24 protein-coding genes are annotated in these 24,169 nt (G+C 44.9%); 19 read left to right on the plus strand and 5 right to left on the minus strand.

Annotated elements, in window-relative coordinates:
- The 8 genes from C8D85_RS00250 to mutT all read left to right on the plus strand — a co-directional run bounded on the left by C8D85_RS00250 (position 1) and on the right by mutT (position 9,772).
- Positions 1-954 (plus strand): D-alanine--D-alanine ligase, encoded by a 954-nt coding sequence (locus C8D85_RS00250; protein ID WP_133559371.1) that lies wholly within the window; start codon positions 1-3, stop codon positions 952-954.
- A gap of 4 nt (positions 955-958) precedes the next feature.
- Positions 959-1,651, plus strand: a complete 693-nt coding sequence (locus C8D85_RS00255) for a cell division protein FtsQ/DivIB (RefSeq protein ID WP_133559372.1) — start codon at positions 959-961, stop codon at positions 1,649-1,651.
- 65 nt (positions 1,652-1,716) lie between these two features.
- Positions 1,717-2,991 (plus strand): cell division protein FtsA, encoded by a 1,275-nt coding sequence (ftsA, locus tag C8D85_RS00260; protein ID WP_133559373.1) that lies wholly within the window; start codon positions 1,717-1,719, stop codon positions 2,989-2,991.
- Between the two features lie 43 nt (positions 2,992-3,034).
- A complete protein-coding gene (ftsZ, locus tag C8D85_RS00265) occupies positions 3,035-4,297 on the plus strand; it encodes a cell division protein FtsZ (protein ID WP_133560722.1) in 1,263 nt (420 codons plus the stop codon).
- Between the two features lie 111 nt (positions 4,298-4,408).
- On the plus strand, positions 4,409-5,323 hold the full coding sequence (lpxC, locus tag C8D85_RS00270) for a UDP-3-O-acyl-N-acetylglucosamine deacetylase (protein ID WP_133559374.1): 915 nt from the start codon (positions 4,409-4,411) through the stop codon (positions 5,321-5,323).
- Between the two features lie 130 nt (positions 5,324-5,453).
- Positions 5,454-8,141, plus strand: a complete 2,688-nt coding sequence (gene secA, locus C8D85_RS00275; protein WP_133559375.1) for a preprotein translocase subunit SecA — start codon at positions 5,454-5,456, stop codon at positions 8,139-8,141.
- 27 nt (positions 8,142-8,168) lie between these two features.
- Complete coding sequence (gene argJ, locus C8D85_RS00280) at positions 8,169-9,389, plus strand: bifunctional glutamate N-acetyltransferase/amino-acid acetyltransferase ArgJ (protein WP_133559376.1); 1,221 nt, start codon at positions 8,169-8,171, stop codon at positions 9,387-9,389.
- On the plus strand, positions 9,389-9,772 hold the full coding sequence (gene mutT / locus C8D85_RS00285) for an 8-oxo-dGTP diphosphatase MutT (RefSeq protein ID WP_133560724.1): 384 nt from the start codon (positions 9,389-9,391) through the stop codon (positions 9,770-9,772). Before argJ ends, mutT begins: the two co-directional genes overlap by 1 nt.
- A 73-nt stretch (positions 9,773-9,845) precedes the next feature.
- On the opposite strand, the gene C8D85_RS00290 is transcribed toward mutT, so the two are convergent.
- Positions 9,846-10,643: a response regulator gene (locus tag C8D85_RS00290; RefSeq protein ID WP_133559377.1), complete on the minus strand. Its 798-nt coding sequence runs from the start codon at positions 10,641-10,643 to the stop codon at positions 9,846-9,848.
- 90 nt (positions 10,644-10,733) lie between these two features.
- Here C8D85_RS00290 and C8D85_RS00295 point away from each other — a divergent pair, with 90 nt between their 5' ends.
- From C8D85_RS00295 to C8D85_RS00310, 4 genes are all read left to right on the plus strand, one after another.
- Positions 10,734-11,012 carry a peptidylprolyl isomerase gene (locus tag C8D85_RS00295; protein ID WP_133559378.1) on the plus strand — a complete coding sequence of 93 codons (279 nt, stop codon included), beginning with the start codon at positions 10,734-10,736 and terminating at the stop codon, positions 11,010-11,012.
- 18 nt (positions 11,013-11,030) lie between these two features.
- Positions 11,031-11,453 (plus strand): protein tyrosine phosphatase family protein, encoded by a 423-nt coding sequence (locus C8D85_RS00300; protein WP_133559379.1) that lies wholly within the window; start codon positions 11,031-11,033, stop codon positions 11,451-11,453.
- Between the two features lie 134 nt (positions 11,454-11,587).
- Positions 11,588-12,199 (plus strand): helix-turn-helix domain-containing protein, encoded by a 612-nt coding sequence (locus C8D85_RS00305; protein WP_133559380.1) that lies wholly within the window; start codon positions 11,588-11,590, stop codon positions 12,197-12,199.
- Between the two features lie 36 nt (positions 12,200-12,235).
- Positions 12,236-13,585 carry a class II 3-deoxy-7-phosphoheptulonate synthase gene (locus tag C8D85_RS00310; RefSeq protein WP_133559381.1) on the plus strand — a complete coding sequence of 450 codons (1,350 nt, stop codon included), beginning with the start codon at positions 12,236-12,238 and terminating at the stop codon, positions 13,583-13,585.
- 85 nt (positions 13,586-13,670) lie between these two features.
- On the opposite strand, the gene C8D85_RS00315 is transcribed toward C8D85_RS00310, so the two are convergent.
- Positions 13,671-14,435, minus strand: coding sequence for a GIY-YIG nuclease family protein (locus tag C8D85_RS00315; RefSeq protein ID WP_133559382.1), 765 nt, complete (start codon positions 14,433-14,435; stop codon positions 13,671-13,673).
- Positions 14,436-14,534: 99 nt separating this feature from the next.
- The gene (locus C8D85_RS00320; RefSeq protein WP_133559383.1) at positions 14,535-15,161 is read right to left on the minus strand and encodes an O-methyltransferase; all 627 of its coding nucleotides are present in this window, start codon (positions 15,159-15,161) and stop codon (positions 14,535-14,537) included.
- A 249-nt stretch (positions 15,162-15,410) separates the two neighbouring features.
- Between C8D85_RS00320 and thrS the strand changes: the two genes are divergently transcribed.
- The 7 genes from thrS to C8D85_RS00355 all read left to right on the plus strand — a co-directional run bounded on the left by thrS (position 15,411) and on the right by C8D85_RS00355 (position 22,362).
- Complete coding sequence (thrS, locus tag C8D85_RS00325; protein WP_133559384.1) at positions 15,411-17,327, plus strand: threonine--tRNA ligase; 1,917 nt, start codon at positions 15,411-15,413, stop codon at positions 17,325-17,327.
- Positions 17,328-17,356: 29 nt separating this feature from the next.
- Entirely contained in the window at positions 17,357-17,890 is a 534-nt protein-coding gene (gene infC, locus C8D85_RS00330; RefSeq protein WP_133559385.1) for a translation initiation factor IF-3, read from the plus strand.
- 73 nt (positions 17,891-17,963) lie between these two features.
- Complete coding sequence (gene rpmI, locus C8D85_RS00335) at positions 17,964-18,158, plus strand: 50S ribosomal protein L35 (RefSeq protein WP_055464289.1); 195 nt, start codon at positions 17,964-17,966, stop codon at positions 18,156-18,158.
- 40 nt (positions 18,159-18,198) lie between these two features.
- A complete protein-coding gene (gene rplT, locus C8D85_RS00340) occupies positions 18,199-18,555 on the plus strand; it encodes a 50S ribosomal protein L20 (RefSeq protein WP_133559386.1) in 357 nt (118 codons plus the stop codon).
- A gap of 110 nt (positions 18,556-18,665) precedes the next feature.
- Positions 18,666-19,661 (plus strand): phenylalanine--tRNA ligase subunit alpha, encoded by a 996-nt coding sequence (gene pheS / locus C8D85_RS00345; protein ID WP_133559387.1) that lies wholly within the window; start codon positions 18,666-18,668, stop codon positions 19,659-19,661.
- A gap of 15 nt (positions 19,662-19,676) precedes the next feature.
- The gene (gene pheT / locus C8D85_RS00350; RefSeq protein ID WP_133559388.1) at positions 19,677-22,061 is read left to right on the plus strand and encodes a phenylalanine--tRNA ligase subunit beta; all 2,385 of its coding nucleotides are present in this window, start codon (positions 19,677-19,679) and stop codon (positions 22,059-22,061) included.
- 4 nt (positions 22,062-22,065) lie between these two features.
- A complete protein-coding gene (locus C8D85_RS00355; RefSeq protein ID WP_067210537.1) occupies positions 22,066-22,362 on the plus strand; it encodes an integration host factor subunit alpha in 297 nt (98 codons plus the stop codon).
- Positions 22,363-22,444: 82 nt separating this feature from the next.
- On the opposite strand, the gene C8D85_RS00360 is transcribed toward C8D85_RS00355, so the two are convergent.
- Positions 22,445-23,767 (minus strand): methyl-accepting chemotaxis protein, encoded by a 1,323-nt coding sequence (locus C8D85_RS00360; protein ID WP_133559389.1) that lies wholly within the window; start codon positions 23,765-23,767, stop codon positions 22,445-22,447.
- Positions 23,768-23,794: 27 nt separating this feature from the next.
- Positions 23,795-24,163 carry a response regulator gene (locus C8D85_RS00365; protein WP_133559390.1) on the minus strand — a complete coding sequence of 123 codons (369 nt, stop codon included), beginning with the start codon at positions 24,161-24,163 and terminating at the stop codon, positions 23,795-23,797.
- Between the last annotated feature and the right edge of the window lie 6 nt (positions 24,164-24,169).

Consider the following 24,169-nt stretch of genomic DNA (forward strand, 5'->3'; position numbering starts at 1 on the left):
ATGGGGCTTCTAAAAGATAAAACGATTGCAGTGATTTACGGTGGCCGTTCCGCTGAGCGTGAAGTGTCACTCGAAAGTGGTGAACGTGTTGCTCAAGCTCTAATGAATAAAGGTTATCAAGTTTCCAAGATTGACTTGTACGGTGTTGACGGTAAACAGGATCCAGTAAAGCAGTTACTTGAGACTTCTTATGACTTTGCCTTCATTGCACTGCACGGTGGTGAGGGTGAGGATGGCCGTGTTCAGGCGTTGTTGGATATGCTTGAGAAACCATATACTGGTAGCCGTCCATTGGCTTCTGGGTTTGCAATGGATAAGGCGTTGACCAAAAAGTTTTGGCAAGGTCTTGGAATACCAACGCCCAATTACCTTTGTTTCACTGATACTCCCAATGTGGACCAGATAAACGAGGAAATGAGCTACCCATTGATAATTAAGCCTTCTCGAGAGGGGTCAACCATAGGTATTAGTAAGGTTCATAATGCCTCTGAGCTGGCTAAAGCGCTCGAAGATGCTAAGCGATATGACTCAGATATATTGGTAGAAGAATTTGTATCGGGTCCTGAATTCACCGTCACTATTATTGATGATGTCGCTTACTCGCCTATCGGTTTAAAGCCTTCAGAAGGTCATGAATTATATGACTACGATGCAAAGTACTTGTCTGACGATACTCAGTATTTATTGCCATGTGGACTTTCCGATGATCTGGAGCTTGAAGTGCAAGCTTTGGCGCTAGAGGCTTATCGCTCGTTGAACTGTGAAGGTTGGGGACGAGTGGACATCATGCAAAACGCTGAAGGCCAATTTACTGTGCTTGAGGTGAACACGTCGCCAGGGATGACATCACATAGTCTTGTTCCTATGGCGGCAGCTTATGCTGGAATTGATTATGACGCGCTAGTGGAAATGATTGCTGAAAAAGCATGGCAGAATTTTATAGGGGCTCACTAAGGTGATGCGTGCAGCTGCACTCATTGGGGCGGTGCTATTAATTGTGTTTGCGCTGTTTCAGGAGAATCCTGATCAAGTGGCTAGCAGTGCTCCAATGTTTGATATTCGTAAGGTCGAGGTAGTAGGAGATTTACACTATGCTGACCGCGAAAATCTTCAAAAAAGTTATAATCGTTTAATTGGCTTGGGGCTGTTCTCAGAGCCAATGCAAGCTTTAAAGTATGTGGCTGAACAGCCAGCATGGGTTGAGTCTGCTCAAATCAGAAGGGTTTGGCCGCATACAGTGAAAATAGAGGTGCGTGAACATAAGCCGGTTGCTTACTGGAATGAAGGGAAAATTATTACCGCTGAGGGGAAAGTGATTTCTCCTAGTCGAGTTTTGGATTTGCCCCTTACTCACCTGTTTGGACCAGCTGATACAGAAAGTGTAGTGTTAGACCAATTTTCGCTGATTAGCCAAATGCTTTCTACAAGTTCACTAAGGGTGGCAAGTTTGAAGCTTGAAAGCCGCGGAGCATGGAATATTTCATTTACCAATGGTGTTAGCGTAAAGCTTGGTAGAGATGAGGTTTTAGAGCGATTACAACGCTTTGTAGCAGTGTATAAAAGCGATTTATCGGGTAGAATAGATCGGATTGCTTCAGTGGATGCGCGATATCCTCATGGTGTAGCAGTTAAATGGCTCCCCGAAGAGTAAAAAGTTGGTCTGATTGTTGCTTTTTTGAACGATAGTGGGTTTCTTTAAGGATTTCTAGGATAATTATGATTGTTGGATTAGACGTTGGCACTTCAAAAATTACCTGTGTAGTTGGTGAAAAAAGTGTTGATGGTGTAATGGAAGTAGTTGGTGTTGGAACTCATGTCGCTAAAGGCATGAAGCGCGGTGTCGTGATCAACATTGAATCTACGGTACAGTCTATCCAGAGAGCTGTTGAAGAAGCCGAGCTAATGGCTGGCTGCAACATTCACTCAGTTTTTGTAAGTGTAGCAGGCAGTCATATTCGTAGTCAGAACTCCCATGGCATTGTCGCAGTAAAGGACGGCGAGGTTCATGTAGAGGACATTGAGCGAGTGATCGATGCGGCACAAGCTGTTCCGATTTCCTCGGATCAGCGTTTGCTGCATGTGCTGCCTCAAGAGTTCAATATTGATTCACAAGAGGGTATTCGAGATCCTCTGGGGATGTCTGGTGTTCGGCTTGAAGCAAACGTGCACTTGGTGTCTGGTGCAGCCAATGCGGTTTTGAATGTCGAGAAGTGTATCCGACGCTGTGGTCTTGAGGTTGATGGTGTTGTCTTATCGCAGTTAGCTTCGAGTCAAGTTTGCTTGAGTGAGGATGAAAAAGATCTCGGTGTTTGCCTAGTCGATATCGGAGCAGGCACAGCTGATTTAGCCGTCTGGTTAGATGGTGCAATGCATCATACTGCTGTGGTTGCGATCGCTGGTGATCAGGTGACAAACGACATTTCCATGGCTTTGAGAACGCCTACGCTTCATGCGGAGGACATCAAAATTAAATACGCTTGCGCAATGTCTAGTTTAGCATCTGCAGATCAGCGTATTGAGGTACCGAGTGTTGGCGATCGTAAGCCACGAGCTATCTCACGACATGCTCTGGCAGAGGTTGTAGAAGCTCGATACGAAGAAATTTATAAAATGGTGCTAGATGAGCTGAATCGCAGTGGCTTTGCCGAACGCATTCCAGCTGGCATTGTTTTAACGGGGGGGACCTCGTTGATGGAAGGCGCGGAAGCACTTGCTGAGCGAATCTTTGATATGCCAGTAAGAATTGCGTCGCCGAATGTGGCAAGTGGGCTCAATGAAGTAATTGATAACCCAAGTTACTCTACAGCAATTGGTTTGTTAGAGTATGCCGGTTCTGGTGTTCCAGTACCTGATGTGAGTGAGCCTCAGGTCGGTGCAAGGGCACCAAAGAAAAAGTTTCTGCCCGAAGTGGCGAGCGGTGAAGCCAAGCCTGCTTTCAGTCCAGCGAAGGCGTGGCACAAGGTAAAAGACTGGTTTCAAAGTTATATTTAGTCAGGAATGACAGCAGAATTATAGGAGCTTAACGCCCATGTCTATGAACGTATTTGATTTAGCCGAAGAAAATTTATCCGACAATGCTGTCATCAAAGTAGTTGGTGTTGGCGGTGGTGGCGGTAATGCCGTCAAGCACATGCTTGAAAGTAATCTTGATGGTGTTGAATTCATCTGTGCGAATACCGACTCTAAAGCCCTTATTGGCTTGGACTCAGGGATCACTTTACAGCTTGGTACGACTGTAACGAAAGGATTGGGTGCCGGTGCTAACCCTAATATCGGTCGCGACTCAGCACTTGAAGATCAGGAAAAAATTACTGAACTGTTAACCGGTGCTGATATGGTATTCATCACTGCTGGTATGGGTGGTGGTACTGGTACAGGCGCTGCGCCAGTTATCGCAAAAGTAGCTCGTGAACTTGGTATTCTTACGGTTGCAGTGGTAACAAAACCGTTTCCGTTTGAGGGGCGTCGTCGAGCTAAAGTTGCAGATGAAGGTATTAAAGAGCTGCGTGACAATGTTGACTCATTAATTACTGTGCCTAACGAGCGATTACTACCTGTTCTTGGTAAGAATATTTCGCTATTGAAAGCGTTCGGTGAGGCTAACAATGTTTTGCTAAACGCGGTTCAAGGTATCACTGATTTGATCATGCGCCCAGGTCTGATTAACGTCGACTTTGCCGATGTGCAAACGGTTATGAAAGAAATGGGTATGGCGATGATGGGGTCTGGCTCCGCAACAGGTGAAGATCGTGCTCGTGTTGCAGCAGAGGCGGCTATTCATAATCCATTGCTAGAAGATATTAACCTGAAAGGTGCGCGCGGAGTGTTGGTAAACATCACGGCGAACGATGAGGTTGGTCTTTCTGAGTTCACCGAGGTTGGTAACATTATTGAAGAATATGCTTCTGAAGATGCAACCGTAGTAATTGGCTGTGCTATTGATCCAAGTGTTGGTGAAGAGATGCGAGTGACAGTTGTAGCGACTGGATTGGAAGGTAAGGGTGGTATGGCGCAAATGCAGTCAGCTGTTGGGTCTTCCTTAACCTCCTCAGCAACTACATCTGCTTCGATTTCTCAGTCTGCTGCACCTGTTGCAAAGCCTGTTGAGTCAAAGGCTGAGATTGCATCACCAGTAAACACCGCCGTGCCTCAGGCTGAGCCTGTTCGAACGAGCTCTGCGGAGTCTGTGTCTCAAAAAGTTGAATCTAAGACAGGTGATAGTGGATCAGCCCAGACAACAGAAGATAAATTGTCATACTTGGATATTCCGGCGTTTTTACGACGTCAGGCTGACTGATAATTTGTTTTGCGCAAAAAATGCGCAGTATTGGGTTTGTGAATTGTATAAAACGAAGCTTGTTGGTATTATCCCGACAAATTTTAATTGTCATCATATTGTAGGAATATAATGGTACGTCAGCGCACGCTAAAAAACATTATTCGCGCTACCGGAGTGGGTTTGCACTCTGGCGAAAAAGTTTACCTAACACTCAAGCCAGCGCCAGTAAATACTGGTGTGGTTTTTGTGCGTACAGATTTAGAGCCAGCTGTAGAGATCTTGGGTACGGCTCAGGCTGTTGGTACGACCAACTTTGCCACGGCTTTGCGTGATGGTGAGGTAACAGTGAGCACTGTTGAGCATCTAATGTCTGCTTTTGCAGGTCTAGGTATTGATAATGCTTATGTTGAGCTGAGCTCTAGCGAAGTGCCTCTAATGGACGGTAGTGCTAGTCCTTTTGTTTTTCTTCTTCAATCTGCTGGTATTGAAGAGCAGAATGCTGCGAAGAAGTTTATTCGTATTAAGAAGTCAGTGCGTGTTGAGGATGGTGATAAATACGCGTCTTTGGAGCCGTTTAATGGTTTCCGTTTGTCATTCACCATAGATTTTCAGCATCCAGCGATTGATGAAGAAGTTCAACATACGTCAGTTGATTTTTCTACAACAACTTTCGTAAAAGAGATTGCTCGTGCCCGTACGTTCGGTTTTATGAAGGATATTGAATACTTCAAAAACAATAATCTAGCTCGCGGTGCGAACATGGAGAATGCGATTGTTCTTGATGATTATCGTGTTCTTAATGATGAAGGTCTTCGTTACCGTGATGAGTTAGTGCGTCACAAAGTGCTTGATGCGATTGGTGATTTGTACTTGCTTGGTCACAGTGTCATCGGTGAGTACAAAGCATTCAAGTCAGGACATGGCTTAAACAACAAGCTGCTACTTGAGCTGCTGCAAAATGAAGATGCTTGGGAATATGTGACATTCGAAGAGGATGAAGCATTGAACCCGATTTCCTTCAAAGAATCTGCTGCAACTGCTTAGTTATTGAGCAATAACATAAAAAGCCAGACATATGTCTGGCTTTTTTCGTTATAAGGGCTTGATAATTCATGTTTTGTAGCTATCTACCATGTTAGACTCTAAATCATTCAAATATTAAGTTGTGTGAAAAATGTTCGGAACAGTCATTAAAAAAATTGTCGGTACTAAAAACGACCGAGAAGTAAAGCGCTATAAAAAAGTCGTCTCTCAAATCAATAAGTTAGAAGATTCTTATAAGCAATTATCCGACGATGATTTGATGGCTAAGTCAGCTGAGTTTCGGGAGCGTCTGGCTAAGGGCGAGTCTCTTGACTCTCTTTTGCCAGAAGCTTTTGCGACCGTTCGTGAGGCAAGTAGCCGTGTGATGGGGATGCGTCACTTTGACGTGCAGATGATCGGTGGCATGGTGCTTAACGATGGTCGTATTGCGGAAATGCGTACGGGTGAAGGTAAAACGCTGGTTGCAACCTTAGCAGTGTATTTAAATGCCCTAACAGGTAAGGGTGTGCATGTTGTCACAGTAAACGATTACTTGGCTCGACGAGATGCTAACTGGATGCGCCCTTTGTACGAATTTCTCGATATGAGTGTAGGTGTCGTGCACGCGGGTCAAGAGCGTGAAGAAAAGCGTGCTGCTTATCAGTCTGATATTACCTATGGTACGAATAATGAATTCGGTTTTGATTATCTTCGAGACAATATGGTGTTCCGTATGGAAGATCGTATGCAACGCGAGCTAGCGTTTGCTGTTGTCGATGAGGTTGACTCGATTCTTATTGATGAGGCACGAACGCCACTTATCATTTCAGGTGCGGTAGAAGACAGCTCTGAACAGTACCGCAAGATTAATGCTCTTGCTCCATTGCTTGTTAAGCAGGAGGAAGAGGGCGAAGAGGTTGGTCACTACACATTTGATGAATCTCAGCGTAATGTTGAGTTAACCGAAGACGGTCACCAGTTTGTTGAAGCATGGCTTGTAGAGCAAGGCATGTTAGAAGAAGGTGACAGTCTTTATGCGGCCAGCAACTTGCAATTGCTGCATCACGTATACGCTTGTATGCGTGCACATGTTGTGTTCAAGAAAAATGTTGATTACGTCGTGCAAGGTGGTCAGGTTGTTATCGTCGATGAGCACACTGGTCGAACAATGGCTGGTCGACGTTGGTCTGAAGGTATTCACCAGGCTGTTGAGGCAAAAGAAGGCGTTACCATTCAAGCTGAAAGTCAAACGCTTGCATCGACAACGTTCCAGAACTATTTCCGTTTATACGACAAGCTGTCAGGTATGACGGGTACGGCAGATACAGAAGCATTTGAGTTTCAGCAAATTTATGCTTTGTCGGTTATCGTTATTCCTACTAACAATCCAGTTCAGCGTAAAGATTTTAACGATTTAATCTTTATGACAACGGAAGAAAAGTTCGAAGCGATTGTTAAGGACATTGAAGAAAATGTCCAAAATGGTCGTCCAGTATTGGTTGGTACCGCTTCGATTGAGTATTCAGAGTTGTTATCTGGCTTCCTAGACAAAAAAGGCGTTAAGCATAATGTATTGAATGCTAAGCAGCATGAGCGAGAAGCAGATATCGTTGCGGAAGCCGGTCGTCCTGGTGCTGTAACCATTGCTACCAACATGGCTGGTCGTGGTACGGATATCGTTTTGGGTGGTAACTTACAAGTTGAGTTGTCACAGCTAGGTGAAGATGCAACTGAAGAGCAGAAAGAAGCTCTGAAAGCGGATTGGCAAACTCGACATGAGGCTGTGTTAGCGGCGGGTGGTTTGCATATTATTGGTACTGAGCGACATGAGTCTCGTCGTATTGATAATCAGCTTCGTGGTCGTGCGGGTCGTCAAGGTGATGTTGGTTCTTCGCGCTTCTACTTGTCTCTAGAAGATAACCTAATGCGTATCTTTATGTCTGAGCGTATCAAGAAAATGATGCAGGCTTTGGGGATGGAGAAAGGTGAAGCGATCGAGCACAAAATGGTATCAAATGCCATTGAGAAAGCTCAACGTAAGGTAGAGGGGCGTAACTTCGATATTCGTAAGCAATTGCTTGAATACGATGATGTTGCAAACGATCAGCGCCAAGTAATTTATCGTCAACGTTACGACATGATGTCTTCTGATGATTTGTCGGCAGCGATTCAGTCTATGCGTGAAGAAGTTGTGGCGGGCTTAATCGATGAATACATTCCACCACAAAGTATCTTTGATCAATGGGATCTTGAAGGTTTAGAAGAGCGCATCCGTAACGAATTCGGCTTAGAGTTAGCGATTCAACAATGGGTGGCAGAAGACAAAAAATTGTATGAAGAGCCGCTGCGTGAAAAGATTCTGCAGTCATTTGTAGATGACTATGAGGCTAAAGAAGCGGTTGCAGGCGCTGAAGGTCTTCGTAACTTTGAGAAGCAGGTTCTTTTGCAAGTTCTTGATACGCTTTGGAAAGAGCATCTTCAAACAATGGATATGTTGCGCCAAGGAATTCACCTGCGTGGCTATGCTCAGAAAAACCCTAAACAAGAGTACAAGCGTGAAGCGTTTGAGTTGTTCCAAGGGTTGCTTGAGCAGATTAAATTTGAAGTAATTCAAGTTGTTACTCGTGTAAAAGTTCAGTCTGCTGAAGAGGCTGAAAAGATCGAAGCTGCTCGTCGTGAGCAAGCTGCTAAAACAACAGTAACGACAAATGTATCTGATTCCAATGAAGGGCAAGCGTCTGCAGGTGATGCAGGTGACGTGCCACGAGTAGGTCGTAATGAACCGTGCCCTTGTGGATCAGGTAAGAAATACAAGCAGTGTCACGGTAGTTTAGTTTAGTCATTTAGTTTAGAGCGAGAGGCCAATATGGCAGTTGGATTAGGTCCTTTTCCTGTGATTCCTTCGATTGAAGGTGTTCGTTTCGCTGCGATGGAAGCAGGTATAAAGAAAGCAAACAAAAAAGATGTTGTTGTTTTTGAGCTGGCTGAAGGATCCGCAGTAGCGGGTGTCTTCACTCAGAATCAGTTCTGTGCGGCACCTGTTCGCGTCTGTCGCGAGCATCTCGCCAAGGCTAAGCCTCGCTATCTTGTGATTAATACTGGCAACGCTAATGCTGGGACGGGTAAATCAGGTATGCAGAACGCTTTGCATACTTGTGAGACGCTTGCCAACTTGACCGGTGTGGCTCTAGAGCAGGTATTGCCATTTTCAACAGGGGTGATTGGTGAGCCGTTGCCTGTGTCAAAAATTACCGGTGTTTTGCCAAGTGCTTTGACATCTCTGGCTTCAGAGGGTTGGGAGAATGTAGGACGCGGTATTATGACAACAGACACCTTACCTAAAGGTGCCTTTCGTCAAATTGAATTAGCGGGTGAAACAATCACTATCGGTGGTATTTCGAAAGGTGCAGGCATGATTCGTCCGAATATGGCGACTATGCTGGGCTTTGTTTTCACGGATGCTGCTGTTGACCCTCTTGCTTTGCAGGCGTTGTTGGCTCAAACAACAAACCAGAGCTTTAACAGGATCACCATCGATAGCGATACATCGACTAATGATTCCTGCATCGCTGTGGCAACGGGTAAGGCTGCTAACCCTGAGATTTCTGATCTTACACAAGGTGACGGTGCTAAGTTTGCTCAGGCATTTCTTGAGGTTATGCAAGAACTTGCACATGCCATTGTTCGCGATGGGGAAGGGGCGACTAAGTTTGTCACAGTAGAAGTGAAGGGTGCTAAGGTTCAGTCAGATGCGACTAAGACCGCATTTGAGATTGCACATTCGCCACTTGTTAAAACTGCTTTATTTGCATCAGATCCGAACTGGGGCAGAATCTTGGCGGTTGTAGGTCGCGCTGGAGTTGAGAATCTAAACGTTGATACGGTTTCTTTGTCTATTAATGGTTGCGAAATTGCTTGTGAGGGCGGTCGTTCTCCTGATTACAATGAAGAAGCGGGTCAAGCAGCAATGAATCCTGAAGAGATTCATATTGTCGTAGATCTTGGTGCAGGTGATGCTTCAGATACGGTCTGGACAACTGATTTCTCCCATGAATACGTAACGATTAACGCAGAGTACCGTACTTGATGGTTATTCGAGTTGCCGCAGGCGTCATTATCCGTAATGAGCAGGTGTTCATTGCGCTACGCTCGCAAGATAAGCATCAAGGCGGTTGCTGGGAGTTTCCAGGAGGGAAGGTCGAAACCGATGAAGAGCCTCAAGCTGCGCTAGAACGTGAGTTGCAAGAAGAGTGTGGGATCGAGGTGATTCATTCGCAGATCTTTAAGCTTATTAAGCATGATTACCCGGATAAATCTGTTGAATTGCACTTTTTCAAAGTCACGGATTTCTCAGGGGAGGCGCATGGGAAAGAAGGTCAAGAAGTGGCTTGGGTGCCTGTAGCCGATCTTGCTAATTATCGCTTTCCAGAAGCTAATGTTCCTGTGGTAGACGCTTTGCTAGATGAGTAGTTGAAGTAAGGTTGTTTGATGCTTTACTAATCTCATTTAATGTAAATGGCCCGCTCAAAGCGGGCCATTTTTTTTAGTCAAGAATCTTATGTAATAGCACTCGTAGGGTTTCTGGCTCAAAGACTTTGTCGCATATTGCGTCAACGCCTTCTTGGGTGATGTTTGCCAATTGAGGTTGGTCAGCATTGGATGCCACCATAAGGATTGGTATATGCGAAAGGTGTTCAGTCATTCTTACGGTGTGTGTAAATTCAATGCCGTCCATTTCAGGCATGTTGTAATCTGTTATCACAAGGTCATAGTTTTCATCGTTCATAAGCGTTATGGCGTCGGCACCATTTACGGCAACATCGATATTAACAATCCCCATGCTTTCTAATACGCGTGTAATGTGCTTTTGAGCAAGGCGGCTGTCATCAACAATCAATACTTGCATTTCGTGTGGATCGATCAGCTCCAAATCTATTTCTTGTTCCATACTCAAATCGAGTGTTGCGTTGATAGCGCGCTGCAGGTCTTTCATGTCAAAGGGTTTCGGCAGGATGGCAATAACACCTGCTTGGCGAAGTGTTTCTAGCATATCGCGATTTCGCTCGCTCGATACCAACATAAAATGTATATGCTCTGTATCAGGGTGTTTTTTGACTAATGTGACGAGCGTTTCGGCTGTGCCATCAGGTAGGTACATTGATGACACAATGAGATCTGGCTCATTTTCCTTAATGGCGTATAGGGCTGCCTTAATAGAGTCAGCAAAGTACAGATGGCGAACGCCTGTTTCCTCAAGTGCCTTTTGAATTATTTTTTGTTGAGTGGAAGACGGTTCTACTAAAAGAATCGACAGCTCTTCCGAAGATGGCATTAGCTCCATACTATCCTCTTTGGCTAAACAAGTTATACTATATCAATGTAACACAGCTTTTGTTGTGAGTGTTTAAAATGAGTCACTAAAGAGGTCATAATGGCGACAGCAAGCGCGTGCCATATTCTGGTTAAGACAAAACAAGAGGCTGAGCAGCTGAAAGGTAAGCTTGATAATGGTGCTGATTTTCACCAGTTAGCTAAGAAATTCTCCACTTGCCCTTCTGGAAAGAAAGGGGGGGACTTAGGTGAGTTTCGTAAAGGTGATATGGTTGCGCCTTTTGATAAAGCGGTCTTTGGTGGTCCTTTGTTGAAGATTCAGGGGCCAGTAAAAACAAAGTTTGGTTTTCACCTGATTAAAGTGCTTTATCGTTCATAAATTAAGGGTTGTGCAGTTATGAAGATCACGGAATTATCTCCTCAATACTCTGTTTCGCCTCAAGTCTCCACGCAAGATATTCCTGAGTTGAAGCGGCTTGGCTTTGATATAGTGGTTAATAACCGCCCCGATGGTGAGTCTGAAGACCAGCCATCAAGTGAGGAAATTCAATCAGCAGTAGAAAGTGCGGGCTTGAGATACGTATATAATCCGATTAACTTAGGTCAGCTTTCATCGACTGAGGTATCTGTTCAAAATGAGCTGATTCAATCAGAAGAAAAAGTGTTTGCCTACTGTCGTACTGGCACTCGATCATCGGTTCTATGGGTATTGGCGCGACATAATGATGATGTTAGTTTTAATCAGCTATTCGCAGAAGTGGCTGAAAAAGGCTTTGATTTAAATCGCTGTTTGCCGGCTATGCAGCCATTGATTAAGTAATTTTTCATAATTTGATTCTAAAAGCTCGCCTTGCGGGCTTTTTTTGTGCTTTTGGATAAGCGGTGGGGCGAATATCCTATAGGTCAATAGAGTTTATTTTAGTAAACTTGTGAAGCGTAAAGGAGAAATGGCTGATGGTAAGTAGACCTTCATTAGAGACTGCAACCGCTTCTGATCCGGATCATTTCGTTGAGCCGCTTGAGCTTGGTAAGCGAGTCAAAGAGATTCGTCTGACGAAAGGTTGGACGTTAGAAGAGGTTAGTAAGCGAACAGGTATCGCACGCTCCACTTTATCGAAAATTGAAAATGATCAAGTATCCCCAAGTTTTGCAATTGTGCAGAAGTTGATTGGTGGGCTTGGTATGGATCTCCCGCAGCTTTTTGTTGAGGCGCAAGAGCACTCGATGGCTGGTCGAAGAGATATTACACGCTATGGGGAGGGGGAACCTCATCCAACGGCTACCTATGAGCATGAACTGCTCAGCTACTCGATTAGCCGAAAAAAAATGGTGCCTTTTAAAACTATCGTAAGGGCGCGTAACTTCTCTGAATTTAAGGAGTGGGTGCGCCATGATGGCGAAGAATTTCTCTTGGTTTTATCGGGTAGCGTGGTATTTTATTCTGAGTTCTATGAGCCAGTAGAACTGAATGAAGGGGACAGTGTTTATTACGATGCGACAATGGGTCACATTGTTGTGTCTTTATCCCCAGAAGATGCGCAGATTTTGTGGGTGGTTGCCCGCTAAATGTACACAGTAAGAAAATTACAATAAGAGGTATAAATGCCTAATTCATGGGACGTACAGAGCTGGCGTCAGAAAACGGCTTTGCAACAACCGGAGTACCCAAATGCTGAAGCATTATTGGGTGTTGAGCAGACATTAGCAGCGATGCCGCCGTTAGTGTTTGCTGGTGAGGCGCGTCAATTGCGTGCTGATCTCGCTCAAGTGGCACAAGGTAAAGCCTTTTTGCTTCAGGGTGGCGACTGCGCGGAGAGCTTTGCTGAGTTTGCAGCTAATAATATTCGCGATACCTTTAAGGTGTTGTTGCAAATGGCTGTTGTGATGACTTATGCAGGGAAGTGTCCTGTTGTTAAAGTTGGGCGAATGGCTGGTCAGTTTGCTAAGCCAAGATCTTCAGGCTCTGAGACTGTGAATGGTGTGGAATTGCCAAGTTATCGTGGTGACATCATCAATGGTATTGAGTTTGATGAGGCTGCTCGTATCCCGGATCCTGAGCGTTTGGTGAAAGTTTATAACCAAAGTGCTGCGACCATGAACTTACTGCGTGCCTTCTCTCAAGGTGGGTTTGCAGACTTGCATCAAGTGCATCAATGGAACTTGGACTTTATTAGTGCGAGCCCTGCAGGTGAGCGTTACAAAACAATTGCAGATAAGATCGATGATGCGTTGCAATTTATGGAAGCGTGTGGGTTGGGTGCGGGAACTTCTCAATTCCGAGAGACTTCTTTCTATACTTCTCATGAGGCATTGCTGTTGCCATATGAACAGGCGCTGACGCGTCAGGATAGTTTGACTGGTAAATGGTATGACTGTTCTGCTCACATGCTATGGATTGGTGATCGAACACGTCAAATTGATGGCGCTCATGTGGAGTTCCTACGTGGTGTTCATAATCCAATCGGCGTGAAAGCTGGACCATCAATGGATCCTGAAGATCTAATTCGTCTTTGCGATATTTTGAACCCAAATAACGAAGAAGGGCGCTTAAATGTCATTGTTCGTATGGGGGCTGACAAAGTTGCTGATGGTATGCCAAACCTAATTCGTGCGATCGAGCGTGAAGGTAAGAAGGTGGTTTGGAGTAGTGATCCAATGCACGGCAATACAGTCAAAGCAAGCACGGGATACAAGACTCGCAAAGTCGATGATGTGTTGCGTGAGGTACAGCAGTTCTTTGAAGTGCATAAAGCTGAAGGGACTTACCCAGGTGGTGTGCACTTTGAAATGACGGGGCAAAATGTGACTGAGTGTGTCGGTGGCGCTTTTCAGGTAACGGAGGCTGATCTGGCTAATCGTTATCACACCCATTGTGATCCGCGTCTAAATGCAGATCAGTCTTTAGAGTTGGCGTTTATGATCGCTGAAACTCTTAAAAAGGCGCGTGGTTAAGCGTAAATTTGGTTTATAAAAAAACCTTGGTAACGAAGTTGCCAAGGTTTTTTTTGGTTTAAGTGCTAACTAAAGCGCTTCAGTCTTAGCCTTTGCGGCGACGGAAAGCTGAGTTTGCAGACTTCGCTGTTATATCTAGTTTGGCCATGATCATTGCCATTTCGTCAGCTTGCTCTGCTTGCTGCTTACGAAGTTGTTCAGCTCGTTCTGCTTTTGCTTGCTTCTCAGCTTCGCGCAGCATTTTTTGGATGTTGCTAGCGCTGCGTGTCGTTGGCTTTTTGGCGCTGGTGGCTGAGCTTGCACTGCGTTTGATAGTTGATGGCTTGGTCGGGTCTTCGATCTGTCCTGTTGCAGGCGTGTCTAGACGATCTTCGCCGATTAGCTCACCAAAAAAAGAAGCGACCGTTGGTTTTGGTGTATCTTTCTTTGGAAGCTCAACTTTTGGCATTTCAGCGGTTTTTTTAGTGGCTGCTGCTTTGCGTGCAGTAGGTTTTTTTACTGGCTCAGCTGTTGAGTTGCCATTGGTGTCAAACATGGCCTTTTTACCAAAATCAAAAGTTTTTGCTTTTGATGTAGTTTGGCCAATCTTGTATCCGCGAAGGCTTTCAGCGTTATAGATGACAATGTAGTCTTGCTCAAGCTCGTATAGTTCTTCTTTGTCGCTGGTTTCAAATAGTTCTTCTACTGAAAAAGCATCAACACCATGTGTGCGGATGTCTTCATAAAGTGGGTAGTCTAGATCTTCACTTGACGCTTCAACGTACTGCTCAAAGCGCTGAAAGCCACTATTGAAGGATGTGCCGACATAGTGCTTTCCGGTGACATTATTTGTGATTTTAAAAACAACCAAAATCCCTGCCTCTTGAATTTCTTACAGTCAAATGCAAAAGCATGCCCAACCTCGCCTATGAGAGACGATGTCTGGGCGCTTGCAATAAATTAATGGGTTTTAAAGCTTGAAAACGAGATTTAAACCGTCTCGCACGTGGAGGTGAACATTTTCCACTCTCGGGTCTTGAGCGATACGTTGGTTCATTGCGTCCACTGCGATATCGCTGTTCTCTTCGGGAGAGAGTACTCGTCCTTGCCAAATAGAATTGTCAATTACGATGAGGCCGCCGCTCCGAACAAGTGGTACAACGGCTTCATAATAATTTAGATAGTTGCGTTTATCGGCATCGATAAAAACAAAATCTAGTGGGCCTTCGAGTGTTTGGATGGTATCCAAAGCTGGGCCAAAGATAGGGGTGATCTTGCTGCCAAAAGGGCTGCGATCAAAAAACTTTTGCGCAAACTCAATTGCACGGGGGTTGGTTTCGCAACAAATAAGCTGGCCGTCCTCAGGCATGCCTTCTGCAATTGAAAGAGCTGAGTAGCCAGTGAACATACCGATCTCTAGTGCTTTTTTAGGTTGGTGGATTTTTGCCAGCAACTTAAGTGTGCGACCGATTGTGCGTCCCGATAACTTGTTCGGGTAGCCCATGTCGGTATAAGTTTTTTCAACTAATTCCAACAAAAGGTCTGGCTCTGGTTGAGTTGTCTCAACGCAGTACTTGTCAATTGCTTCGTAATCCATAGGGCCTAAAAAATAATTTGGAGCGGTTGTTGTGAAACGAGCGCCATTTTACTCGCCTGAGATGGAATGTCTACGGTTGAAAAGCACAAAAAAAGGTTGATTTTTGTGACAGCGGATGTGTCTTTTGATTTTAGTGGGAATGTATCTTTTTCTGGGTCGCATAATATCCCAATTAATGTTAGGTTAATGCGCTTAAATTTACATGTGCTCTTACGTATGGAGCACCACTGACTCCGATAGGGGAAACAAATGCCAGTAATTACTTTGCCAGATGGTAGCCAGCGCTCTTTTGCTGAGCCCGTTACATTAATGCAAGTTGCCGAGGACATTGGTCCTGGTCTAGCGAAAGCCACCGTTGCAGGAAAAATCAATGGTCAATTGGTTGATGCCTGTGAATTGATCACCGAAGACTCTGATGTGAGCTTAGTAACGGGACGTGATGAGGAAGGCCTAGAAATCATTCGCCACTCATTTGCCCACCTGGTAGGTCACGCTGTTAAGCAATTATTTCCAACCGCGAAAATGGCGATTGGTCCAGTAATTGATGAAGGTTTTTATTACGATATCGCTTATGAGCGTCCATTCACGCCTGATGATATGGCGGCAATTGAAAAGCGTATCGGTGAGCTTGTTAAGAAAGATTATGACGTTATCAAAAAGATGACGCCAATTGATCAAGCTCGAGCTCAGTTTGTTGAACGTGGCGAAGATTACAAAGTTCAGTTGATTGATGATATGGACGAGTCTGTTAAGGCAGTTGGTTTGTACCATCATGAAGAATACATGGACATGTGTCGTGGGCCGCACGTTGCCAATACACGTGTTCTACGCCACTTTAAACTGATGAAGTTGGCTGGTGCGTACTGGCGCGGTGATTCAAATAACGAGCAGCTCCAGCGTATTTATGGTACCGCTTGGAATGATAAGAAAGATCTAAAAGCATACCTTACTCGTATTGAAGAAGCTGAAAAGCGCGATCACCGTAAACTAGGTAAAAAACTGGATCTATTCCACGTTCAAGAAGAAGCACCAGGCATGGTGTTCTGGCATCCGAAAGGTTGGAAACTGTACCAAACAGTTGAGCAGTACATGCGCCAGAAACAACTTGATAATGGTTATCAAGAGGTGAAAACACCTCAAATTGTTGACCGAGTTTTGTGGGAGAAGTCTGGTCACTGGGGTAAGTATCATGAAAACATGTTTACTACTCATTCAGAAAACCGCGACTATGCTGTGAAGCCGATGAACTGCCCTTGCCACATTCAAGTGTATAACCAAGGGCTGAAGAGTTACCGTGACCTTCCTTTCCGTATGGCGGAATTCGGATCATGTCACCGTAATGAACCATCAGGTGCATTACATGGTATTATGCGTGTGCGTAACTTCGTACAAGACGATGGTCACATTTTTGTGACAGAAGATCAGATTCAAAATGAAGTGTCTGAGTTCATCGGCTTGCTACACGAAGTGTATGCAGATTTTGGTTTTGATCAAATTATTTACCGTTTATCGACTCGCCCAGAGCAGCGTGTAGGCTCTGATGAAGTGTGGGATAAGGCAGAGAAAGCGTTGTCTGATGCACTGGACTCAGCTCAACTAGATTGGGAAGAGTTACCTGGTGAAGGTGCTTTCTACGGTCCTAAGATCGAGTTCTCTTTGAAAGATGCCATTGGCCGTGTGTGGCAATGTGGTACAATTCAAGTAGACTTCTCGATGCCAACTCGATTGGGTGCTCAATACGTTTCAGAAGATGGCTCTCGCCAAACTCCTGTAATGTTGCACCGTGCAATCGTTGGTTCTCTAGAGCGATTTATCGGTATTTTGATCGAAGAGACGGAAGGTGCGTTCCCTGTTTGGCTAGCGCCAGAGCAGGTTGTTGTGATGAATATCACTGATCGCCAAGCCGATTACTGTGCGAATTTAGAGAAATCTCTAAATTCTAAGGGCTTCCGTGCAAAACTTGACTTGAGAAACGAGAAGATCGGGTTTAAAATCCGCGAGCATACTTTACAACGAGTGCCTTACTTGATCGTTATCGGTGACAAAGAGGTTGAGAACCAGCAAGTTGCTGTTCGTACTCGTACCGGTGAAGATCTAGGTGTGATGAGTATTCAAGAATTTGAAGATTTGCTTCAAAAAGATATCTCACGCCGTAGTCGTAAATAACAAATGGAGATAGAGCTATAAAAGGTAATATGAATCGTGGACGTGCTGCAGCTAAGCAACGTCCTCAAATCAACGAAAACATTCGAGCTACCGAAGTGCGCCTTATCGGTGCTGAAGGTGATCAAATTGGTGTTGTTTCGATTGAAGAAGCACTGGCCGCTGCTGAAGAAGCAGGACTAGATCTAGTGCAGATTGCTGATTCAGATCCGATTGTTTGCAAAATCATGGACTACGGTAAGCATATCTTTGAGCAGAAGAAAGCTAAAGCTGCTCAGAAGAAGAATGCGAAGCAAATCCAAGTAAAAGAAATGAAATTCCGTCCAGGGACGGAGGAAGGGGATTATCAGGTAAAACTCCGCAACCTGATACGTTTCCTTGAAGGAGGGGATAAGGCTAAGGTTTCTCTACGTTACCGCGGTCGTGAAATGGCCCATCAGGAGCTTGGCATGCAACTTATGAACCGAGTCGCTCAAGACTTGGAAGAGTACGGTGTAGTAGAACAAGCTGCGAAAATGGAAGGTCGTCAATTGACTATGGTGCTGGCCCCTAAAAAGAAGAAGTAATAAAAGCGGCTAAGTCTTGAGCTTAGCCCTTGTTATTACATTTAACATTAACGAATGCGAGAGTGGTTTTACCATGCCAAAAATTAAATCTAACAGTAGTGCTCTTAAGCGCTTCAAACGTACCGCTAACGGTTTTAAGCATAAGCAGTCTTTCACTAGTCACATCCTGACTAAAAAGTCTACTAAGCGTAAGCGTCAACTTCGTTCAATGCAGCAAGTTAAATCTTGCGACAAGCCATTGATCGTTCGCATGCTTCCATACGCTTAATCGATATTTTCAGTCAACAACTAGTTAAAGGGTTTATATTATGCCTCGCGTAAAACGTGGTGTTCAGGCTCGTCGCCGTCACAAAAAGATTTTAAAGCAAGCTAAAGGTTACTACGGTGCTCGTAGCCGTGTGTTTCGTGTAGCGAAACAAGCGGTTATCAAAGCAGGTCAATACGCTTACCGTGACCGTCGTCAACGTAAACGTCAATTCCGTGCTCTATGGATTGCTCGTATCAACGCGGCGTCTCGTCTAAACGGTCTATCTTACAGCCGCTTCATTGCTGGTCTTAAGAAAGCTTCTATTGAAATCGACCGTAAAGTATTGGCTGACTTGGCAGTTTACGAAAAAGAAGTTTTTGCTGCGATCGTTGAAAAAGCGAAAGCAAGCTTGGCTTAATTGAGACGTAGTGCCTAGGGTGAACATGCATTTGATGTGTTGTCACTCAAGCAGTCTTTGATAGGGGAAGAGCCAACGCTCTTCCCCTATTTTATTTTTTGGAGTATGAAATGGAGAACCTAAACCAGATTCTTGCTGACGCCTTAGCTGCGGTAGCTGCATCTGAAAATGAGGCCGGTCTTGACGAGGTACGTGTTCAGTACTTAGGTAAGAAAGGTGCTCTGACATCGCTTCTTAAGCAACTAGGTAACGTTGCGCCGGAAGATCGACCTAAGTTCGGTCAATTGGTAAACGAAGCAAAACAGCAAGTTCAAGAGAAAATGAATGAGCGTAAGACTGCTCTAGCAGCTGCCGCATTGAACGCAAAGCTTGCCACGGAAACAATCGATATTTCTTTGTCTGGTAAAGGTCAAGAAATCGGTGGTTTACACCCAGTTACTCGTACTATGGAACGAATTGAAAACTTCTTCCGTGGTATTGGTTTTGATGTCGCCTCTGGCCCTGAAATCGAAGATGACTACCACAACTTCGAAGCGCTAAATATTCCTGCGCACCACCCAGCTCGTGCGATGCAAGACACATTCTACTTTAATCCGAATACGGTTCTTCGTACTCACACTTCTCCTGTGCAAGTGCGTACCATGGAAAACAACCAGCCGCCGATTCGTATTATCTGTCCAGGTCGCGTTTACCGTAGCGACTCGGATCAAACCCATACGCCGATGTTCCACCAAGTGGAAGGTCTACTGATCGACGAAAATATTTCATTCGCTGATCTAAAGGGTATTTTGCAGCAGTTCCTAAACGTATTCTTTGAAGATGATCTAAAAGTACGTTTTCGCCCAAGTTATTTCCCATTCACAGAGCCTTCGATTGAAGTCGACATTATGCGTACTAATAGCAAAGGTGAAGAGTCTTGGTTGGAGGTATTGGGTTGTGGCATGGTGCATCCAAAAGTATTGGAAATGTCTGGTATTGATCCAGAGAAGTACACTGGTTTTGCCTTTGGTATGGGTGTCGAGCGTTTCGCGATGTTGCGTTACAAAGTAGACGACCTACGTATGTTCTTCGAAAACGATCTTCGTTTCCTAACGCAATTCAAGTAAGGACCAAGGCTAACTATGAAATTCAGTGAAAATTGGCTAAGAGAGTGGGTCAATCCAGAAGTCACGACAGATGAGCTTGTGGCTCAAGTGACATTGGCTGGTCTAGAAGTGGATGAAGTGGAAGCCGCTGCGGGTGTGTTCACAGGCGTTGTTGTTGGTGAAATCCTAGCAGCCGAGCAACACCCTAATGCTGACAAGCTGCAAGTATGTACTGTTTCTGATGGTACAGAGCAGTTCCAAGTCGTATGTGGTGCGCCAAATGCTCGTCCAGGCATTAAGATTCCGTTTGCGAAAATCGGCGCGGTGCTTGGTGGCGATTTCAAAATCAAAAAAGCGAAGCTACGCCAAGTTGAGTCGTTTGGTATGCTGTGTTCAGCGTCTGAACTTGAAATCAGCGATGATAACGATGGCATTATGGAGCTTGCTGCGGACGCGCCGGTCGGTGCAGACATCCGTGAATACCTAAACTTAAATGACAGCATCATTGACGTTGATCTAACGCCAAACCGTGCTGACTGCTTGAGTATTGCTGGTCTTGCTCGTGAAGTGGGTGTTATCAATAAGGTCGATCTAACGCCTGTTGCGATTACTGAACAAGCTGTTTCCATCGACGATACCTTCCCAATCCGAGTGGATGCAACAGAAGGCTGTCCACGTTACCTTGGTCGTGTGATCAAAGGTGTTAACGTCAAAGCAGAAACACCGCTTTGGATGGTTGAAAAGTTACGTCGCAGCGGTATCCGTTCTATTGACCCGATAGTCGACATTACAAACTACGTAATGATCGAACTTGGTCAGCCAATGCACGCTTTTGATCTGAACAACCTTTCTGGCTCTATCGTTGTACGTATGGCCGAAGAGGGTGAAAAGCTATTGCTACTGGACGGTCAAGAGATCGCGCTACGCGCTGATACAATGGTGATTGCGGATGAGCAAAAACCATTGGCGATGGCGGGTATCATGGGTGGTGAGCACTCTGGCGTAAACGATCAAACGCAAACCATCTTCCTAGAAAGTGCTTTCTTTGCGCCACTGGCTCTAGCGGGTAAAGCGCGTTCATACGGATTGCATACCGATTCATCTCACCGTTTTGAGCGTGGTGTAGACGCGAGCCTAGCGCCAAAAGCAATTGAGCGTGCGACTCAGTTAATCCTTGAGATTGCAGGCGGCGAAGTGGGCCCTGTCAATGAAGTTGTGACAGAAGCAAACTTGCCGAAAGCGAACCAAGTAACATTGCGTCGCAAGAAGCTTGACCAATACTTGGCGACCTCTCTAGACAAAGATCTAGTGACGGATATTTTGACACGTCTTGACCTTGAAATGGTTGAAGTGACGGATGAGCAGTGGGTAACGGTTGCGCCGTCACACCGCTTTGATATCGAAATTGAAGCCGATTTGATTGAAGAAGTGGCACGTATCTACGGCTACGACAATCTGCCTTCTTCAATGCCTACGGCAGCAGTGAACTTTACTCCAGCGTCTGAAAGCAAAACGCCGATTCAATCGCTACGTGCGACTTTGGTTTCTCAAGGTTACCAAGAAGCGGTGACCTACAGCTTTATTGATCCTGTGATGAGCAAGCAGTTCTTCCCTGCGATCGATCCAGTACCACTAGAAAACCCAATTTCTGGTGACATGGGTGTGATGCGTCCAAGTCTGCTTCCTGGTCTTGTGAAGGTTTACCTTCATAACCAAAACCGTCAGCAGTCTCGCGTTCGTATTTTCGAAACGGGTAGCCGCTTCGTAGGGGATGTGAACAAACTAGATGAACTGGATCAGAAGCATCAAGTAGCCGGTCTAATTGCAGGTTCTCGTTACCCTGAAGGTTGGTATCACAACAACGAAAAAGTGGACTTCTACGACCTTAAAGCGCATGTAGAAGCACTGTTCGCACTAAACCAGGGTCCTAAGCCAGAGTTCGAACGTGCAGATGAGGTGTACTTGCACCCAGGCCGTTCAGCTTATGTATTAGTAAACGGTGAACGCGTTGGTGTGATTGGTGAGCTTCATCCACAACTAGCGAAGCAGCTAGGTACAAACCAAGCGGTTTATGTGTTTGAAATGGATTTGAACACTGTGCTGGGCGCGAAGCTTCCTGAGTACCAGCGTGTATCGAAATTCCCAGAAGTACGTCGTGACCTTGCTCTACTAGTTGATCGTGCAACACCGGTTAACGAACTTGAAAAAGTCATTGCTGATAATGCTGGTGAAGCGTTCCAAAAAGTCGCTGTTTTCGATGTTTATCAAGGCCAAGGCATTGATGAATCTAAAAAAAGTGTCGCTTTGGGCTTGACGTGGCAGCATCCTTCACACACTCTTAGTGATGAAGAAGTGAACAGTGCGGTGGAAACTGTCACTGCAGCATTGGCTGAGAAACTCGGAGCAGTTATTCGGGGGTAATGATATGGCGTCCTTGACGAAAGCAGATATTGCAGAAAACTTAGTAGACTCACTTGGCTTAAGCAAAAAAGATGCGAAAGACCTTGTTGAGAGCTTTTTTGATACCGTTAGAGAAACCTTGGTAGAAAGAGAGCAAGTAAAACTGTCTGGCTTCGGGAATTTCGAAGTGCGTGAAAAGAGCCAACGTCCAGGGCGTAACCCGAAAACGGGAGAGGAAATTCCTATTACGGCTAGAACCGTCGTGACGTTCAAACCTGGTCAAAAGTTAAAATCCAAGGTTGAAAGTTACATGGAAGAGTAATCTTTCAGTTATCAAAAAACCGCTTTAAGTTACGCTTAAAGCGGTTTTTTTTATGGTTCGTGATTGAACTAAATCAATCCTGTTAGAAAAGCTCTATATTTGAGCTGCCCGCTTTTGATTCAGTAAAGACACTTGTTGCTTCTTGTGTTGCCCCTGATCCATCTATTGCGGCTTGATGTCGTTTACGTTGGTCTTCCATTTTATATTCTTTGTGTAGTAACTCTAAATCTAGAGGTTCAAGCTTTCGCAACTCAATTTTGTCCAAGGCTGACTCATCAAGCTCCGAGAAATAGTCATCAATGGTCTTATGAGCAGTAATGACCTGTTCTAGACGTTGTCTGGTGATGTCTTGGAACTGAGCTCCTGCAAAGATCTCTGCAATGGTATTGATCAAGTTAGCAGAGGTTACGTCCACCTTGGTTCTGACAGAATCTTGTAACTCACTAAGATGCTCTAACTCTTTGATGGCTTCCAGAAAAGCATCTGCAAATTCATGCAGCGAGTCATGGGTATCCCCACCTGAATCATTATTAAAGAAACCTTTTAGGCTCTCATGCACTTTTTCAATAACACCACTGATCTCGCCATCAATTCTTGAGGCAACTTCAAGTGATTGGTTCGACAGAGTTCGCACTTCATTGGCGACCACTGCAAAACCTCGACCAGCATCGCCAGCGCGAGCGGCCTCTATAGCAGCGTTTAGCGCCAGTAAATTCGTTTGCTCGGCAATATTTTTAACCAGATCTGTTAGTTCAGAAAGCTTGTCTAATTGCCCTAAAGCATTTTTAACCGATTCCGCACGTTCATGATTGGCACTCACTTGGGTTTTTAAGAATTCACTAAGCTCGTGGGCACTGGTTCTATTTTCTGCGAGTTTCTCGCGGTAGAGGTCAGTAGTCTTAGAGGTACTTGATACCGCATCAAAAATATCGTTCAACGCCTGAGTGGCTTCGTCTTCTGCGGTGCGTATTTTTGTCATGAGATTGATAGCGGCATCGTCTGTCAGCTCAATGATCCCGGTTAACTGCTCATCTAAAATCTTATTGCATTGTTTGACGGTTATATTGGACTCTTTGTAGCGACTGATGCAGTCCAACATATGTTCCTGATCAAGTAAGTCGGACTCCATTAAATGCATACAGCCAAGGTCCACAAATGCAATTTTAATTTTTTGCTTTTGAAGATAAGACTTATAACTCATGCCACAAGCATATGCCGCGATGCATGCAGTAACCAAAATAAGAAGGATTTCTTGTGTTAGTCCTAAATTAAACTCATACCAATTTACAACGGTCTCAAAGGCAATCAAAAGCGAGGCCGTTATTAATGCGGTAAAGGTTGTCAGTTTGAGCACTTCTTTCTTTGAAGAGCGCTGTTCAGTGTTCTGCGGCTTCATCTCAGACATGAGGGCCCCCTTGAATTCAGTTAAAATCTAGGCACCAGGGAGAACTTTTTTGATGACGCCAGTTAGATCTGTTGGTGACACAGGTTTCACGAGCCAACCTGTTGCGCCAGCTGCTTTGGCCTCAACTTTTTTCGATTCTTGCGACTCTGTGGTGAGCATTAATATGGGTTTGAAGCGCATGCTGGCGTTTTGTTTAATCTTTTTGATCAGCTCAATCCCATCCATGCCAGGCATGTTCAAATCGGTGATTACTAAATCAGGCGCGTAGCTATCAATGAGCCCAAGGGCTTGGTTACCGTCAGTCGCTGTTTTGACATCAAAGCCAGCGCGTTTTAAAACACCCTCCATGCTCATCAACATGGTCATAGAGTCATCTACGAGAAGTATCTTTTTCATTGCGTT

It is taken from the genome of Marinomonas communis (genome assembly GCF_004363305.1).
GTDB classification, from domain to species: domain Bacteria; phylum Pseudomonadota; class Gammaproteobacteria; order Pseudomonadales; family Marinomonadaceae; genus Marinomonas; species Marinomonas communis.

Coding starts and splice junctions, on each gene's coding strand:
- pheS (WP_133559387.1), top strand. CDS start 18,666: ATGGAGAACCTAAACCAGATTCTTGCTGACGCCTTAGCTGCGGTAGCT.
- C8D85_RS00300 (WP_133559379.1), top strand. CDS start 11,031: ATGAAGATCACGGAATTATCTCCTCAATACTCTGTTTCGCCTCAAGTC.
- C8D85_RS00365 (WP_133559390.1), bottom strand. CDS start 24,163: ATGAAAAAGATACTTCTCGTAGATGACTCTATGACCATGTTGATGAGC.
- ftsA (WP_133559373.1), top strand. CDS start 1,717: ATGATTGTTGGATTAGACGTTGGCACTTCAAAAATTACCTGTGTAGTT.
- thrS (WP_133559384.1), top strand. CDS start 15,411: ATGCCAGTAATTACTTTGCCAGATGGTAGCCAGCGCTCTTTTGCTGAG.
- C8D85_RS00290 (WP_133559377.1), bottom strand. CDS start 10,643: ATGGAGCTAATGCCATCTTCGGAAGAGCTGTCGATTCTTTTAGTAGAA.
- C8D85_RS00255 (WP_133559372.1), top strand. CDS start 959: ATGCGTGCAGCTGCACTCATTGGGGCGGTGCTATTAATTGTGTTTGCG.
- C8D85_RS00295 (WP_133559378.1), top strand. CDS start 10,734: ATGGCGACAGCAAGCGCGTGCCATATTCTGGTTAAGACAAAACAAGAG.
- C8D85_RS00305 (WP_133559380.1), top strand. CDS start 11,588: ATGGTAAGTAGACCTTCATTAGAGACTGCAACCGCTTCTGATCCGGAT.
- rplT (WP_133559386.1), top strand. CDS start 18,199: ATGCCTCGCGTAAAACGTGGTGTTCAGGCTCGTCGCCGTCACAAAAAG.
- infC (WP_133559385.1), top strand. CDS start 17,357: ATGAATCGTGGACGTGCTGCAGCTAAGCAACGTCCTCAAATCAACGAA.
- argJ (WP_133559376.1), top strand. CDS start 8,169: ATGGCAGTTGGATTAGGTCCTTTTCCTGTGATTCCTTCGATTGAAGGT.
- mutT (WP_133560724.1), top strand. CDS start 9,389: ATGGTTATTCGAGTTGCCGCAGGCGTCATTATCCGTAATGAGCAGGTG.
- C8D85_RS00250 (WP_133559371.1), top strand. CDS start 1: ATGGGGCTTCTAAAAGATAAAACGATTGCAGTGATTTACGGTGGCCGT.
- pheT (WP_133559388.1), top strand. CDS start 19,677: ATGAAATTCAGTGAAAATTGGCTAAGAGAGTGGGTCAATCCAGAAGTC.
- C8D85_RS00360 (WP_133559389.1), bottom strand. CDS start 23,767: ATGTCTGAGATGAAGCCGCAGAACACTGAACAGCGCTCTTCAAAGAAA.
- secA (WP_133559375.1), top strand. CDS start 5,454: ATGTTCGGAACAGTCATTAAAAAAATTGTCGGTACTAAAAACGACCGA.
- C8D85_RS00320 (WP_133559383.1), bottom strand. CDS start 15,161: ATGGATTACGAAGCAATTGACAAGTACTGCGTTGAGACAACTCAACCA.
- rpmI (WP_055464289.1), top strand. CDS start 17,964: ATGCCAAAAATTAAATCTAACAGTAGTGCTCTTAAGCGCTTCAAACGT.
- lpxC (WP_133559374.1), top strand. CDS start 4,409: ATGGTACGTCAGCGCACGCTAAAAAACATTATTCGCGCTACCGGAGTG.
- ftsZ (WP_133560722.1), top strand. CDS start 3,035: ATGAACGTATTTGATTTAGCCGAAGAAAATTTATCCGACAATGCTGTC.
- C8D85_RS00355 (WP_067210537.1), top strand. CDS start 22,066: ATGGCGTCCTTGACGAAAGCAGATATTGCAGAAAACTTAGTAGACTCA.
- C8D85_RS00310 (WP_133559381.1), top strand. CDS start 12,236: ATGCCTAATTCATGGGACGTACAGAGCTGGCGTCAGAAAACGGCTTTG.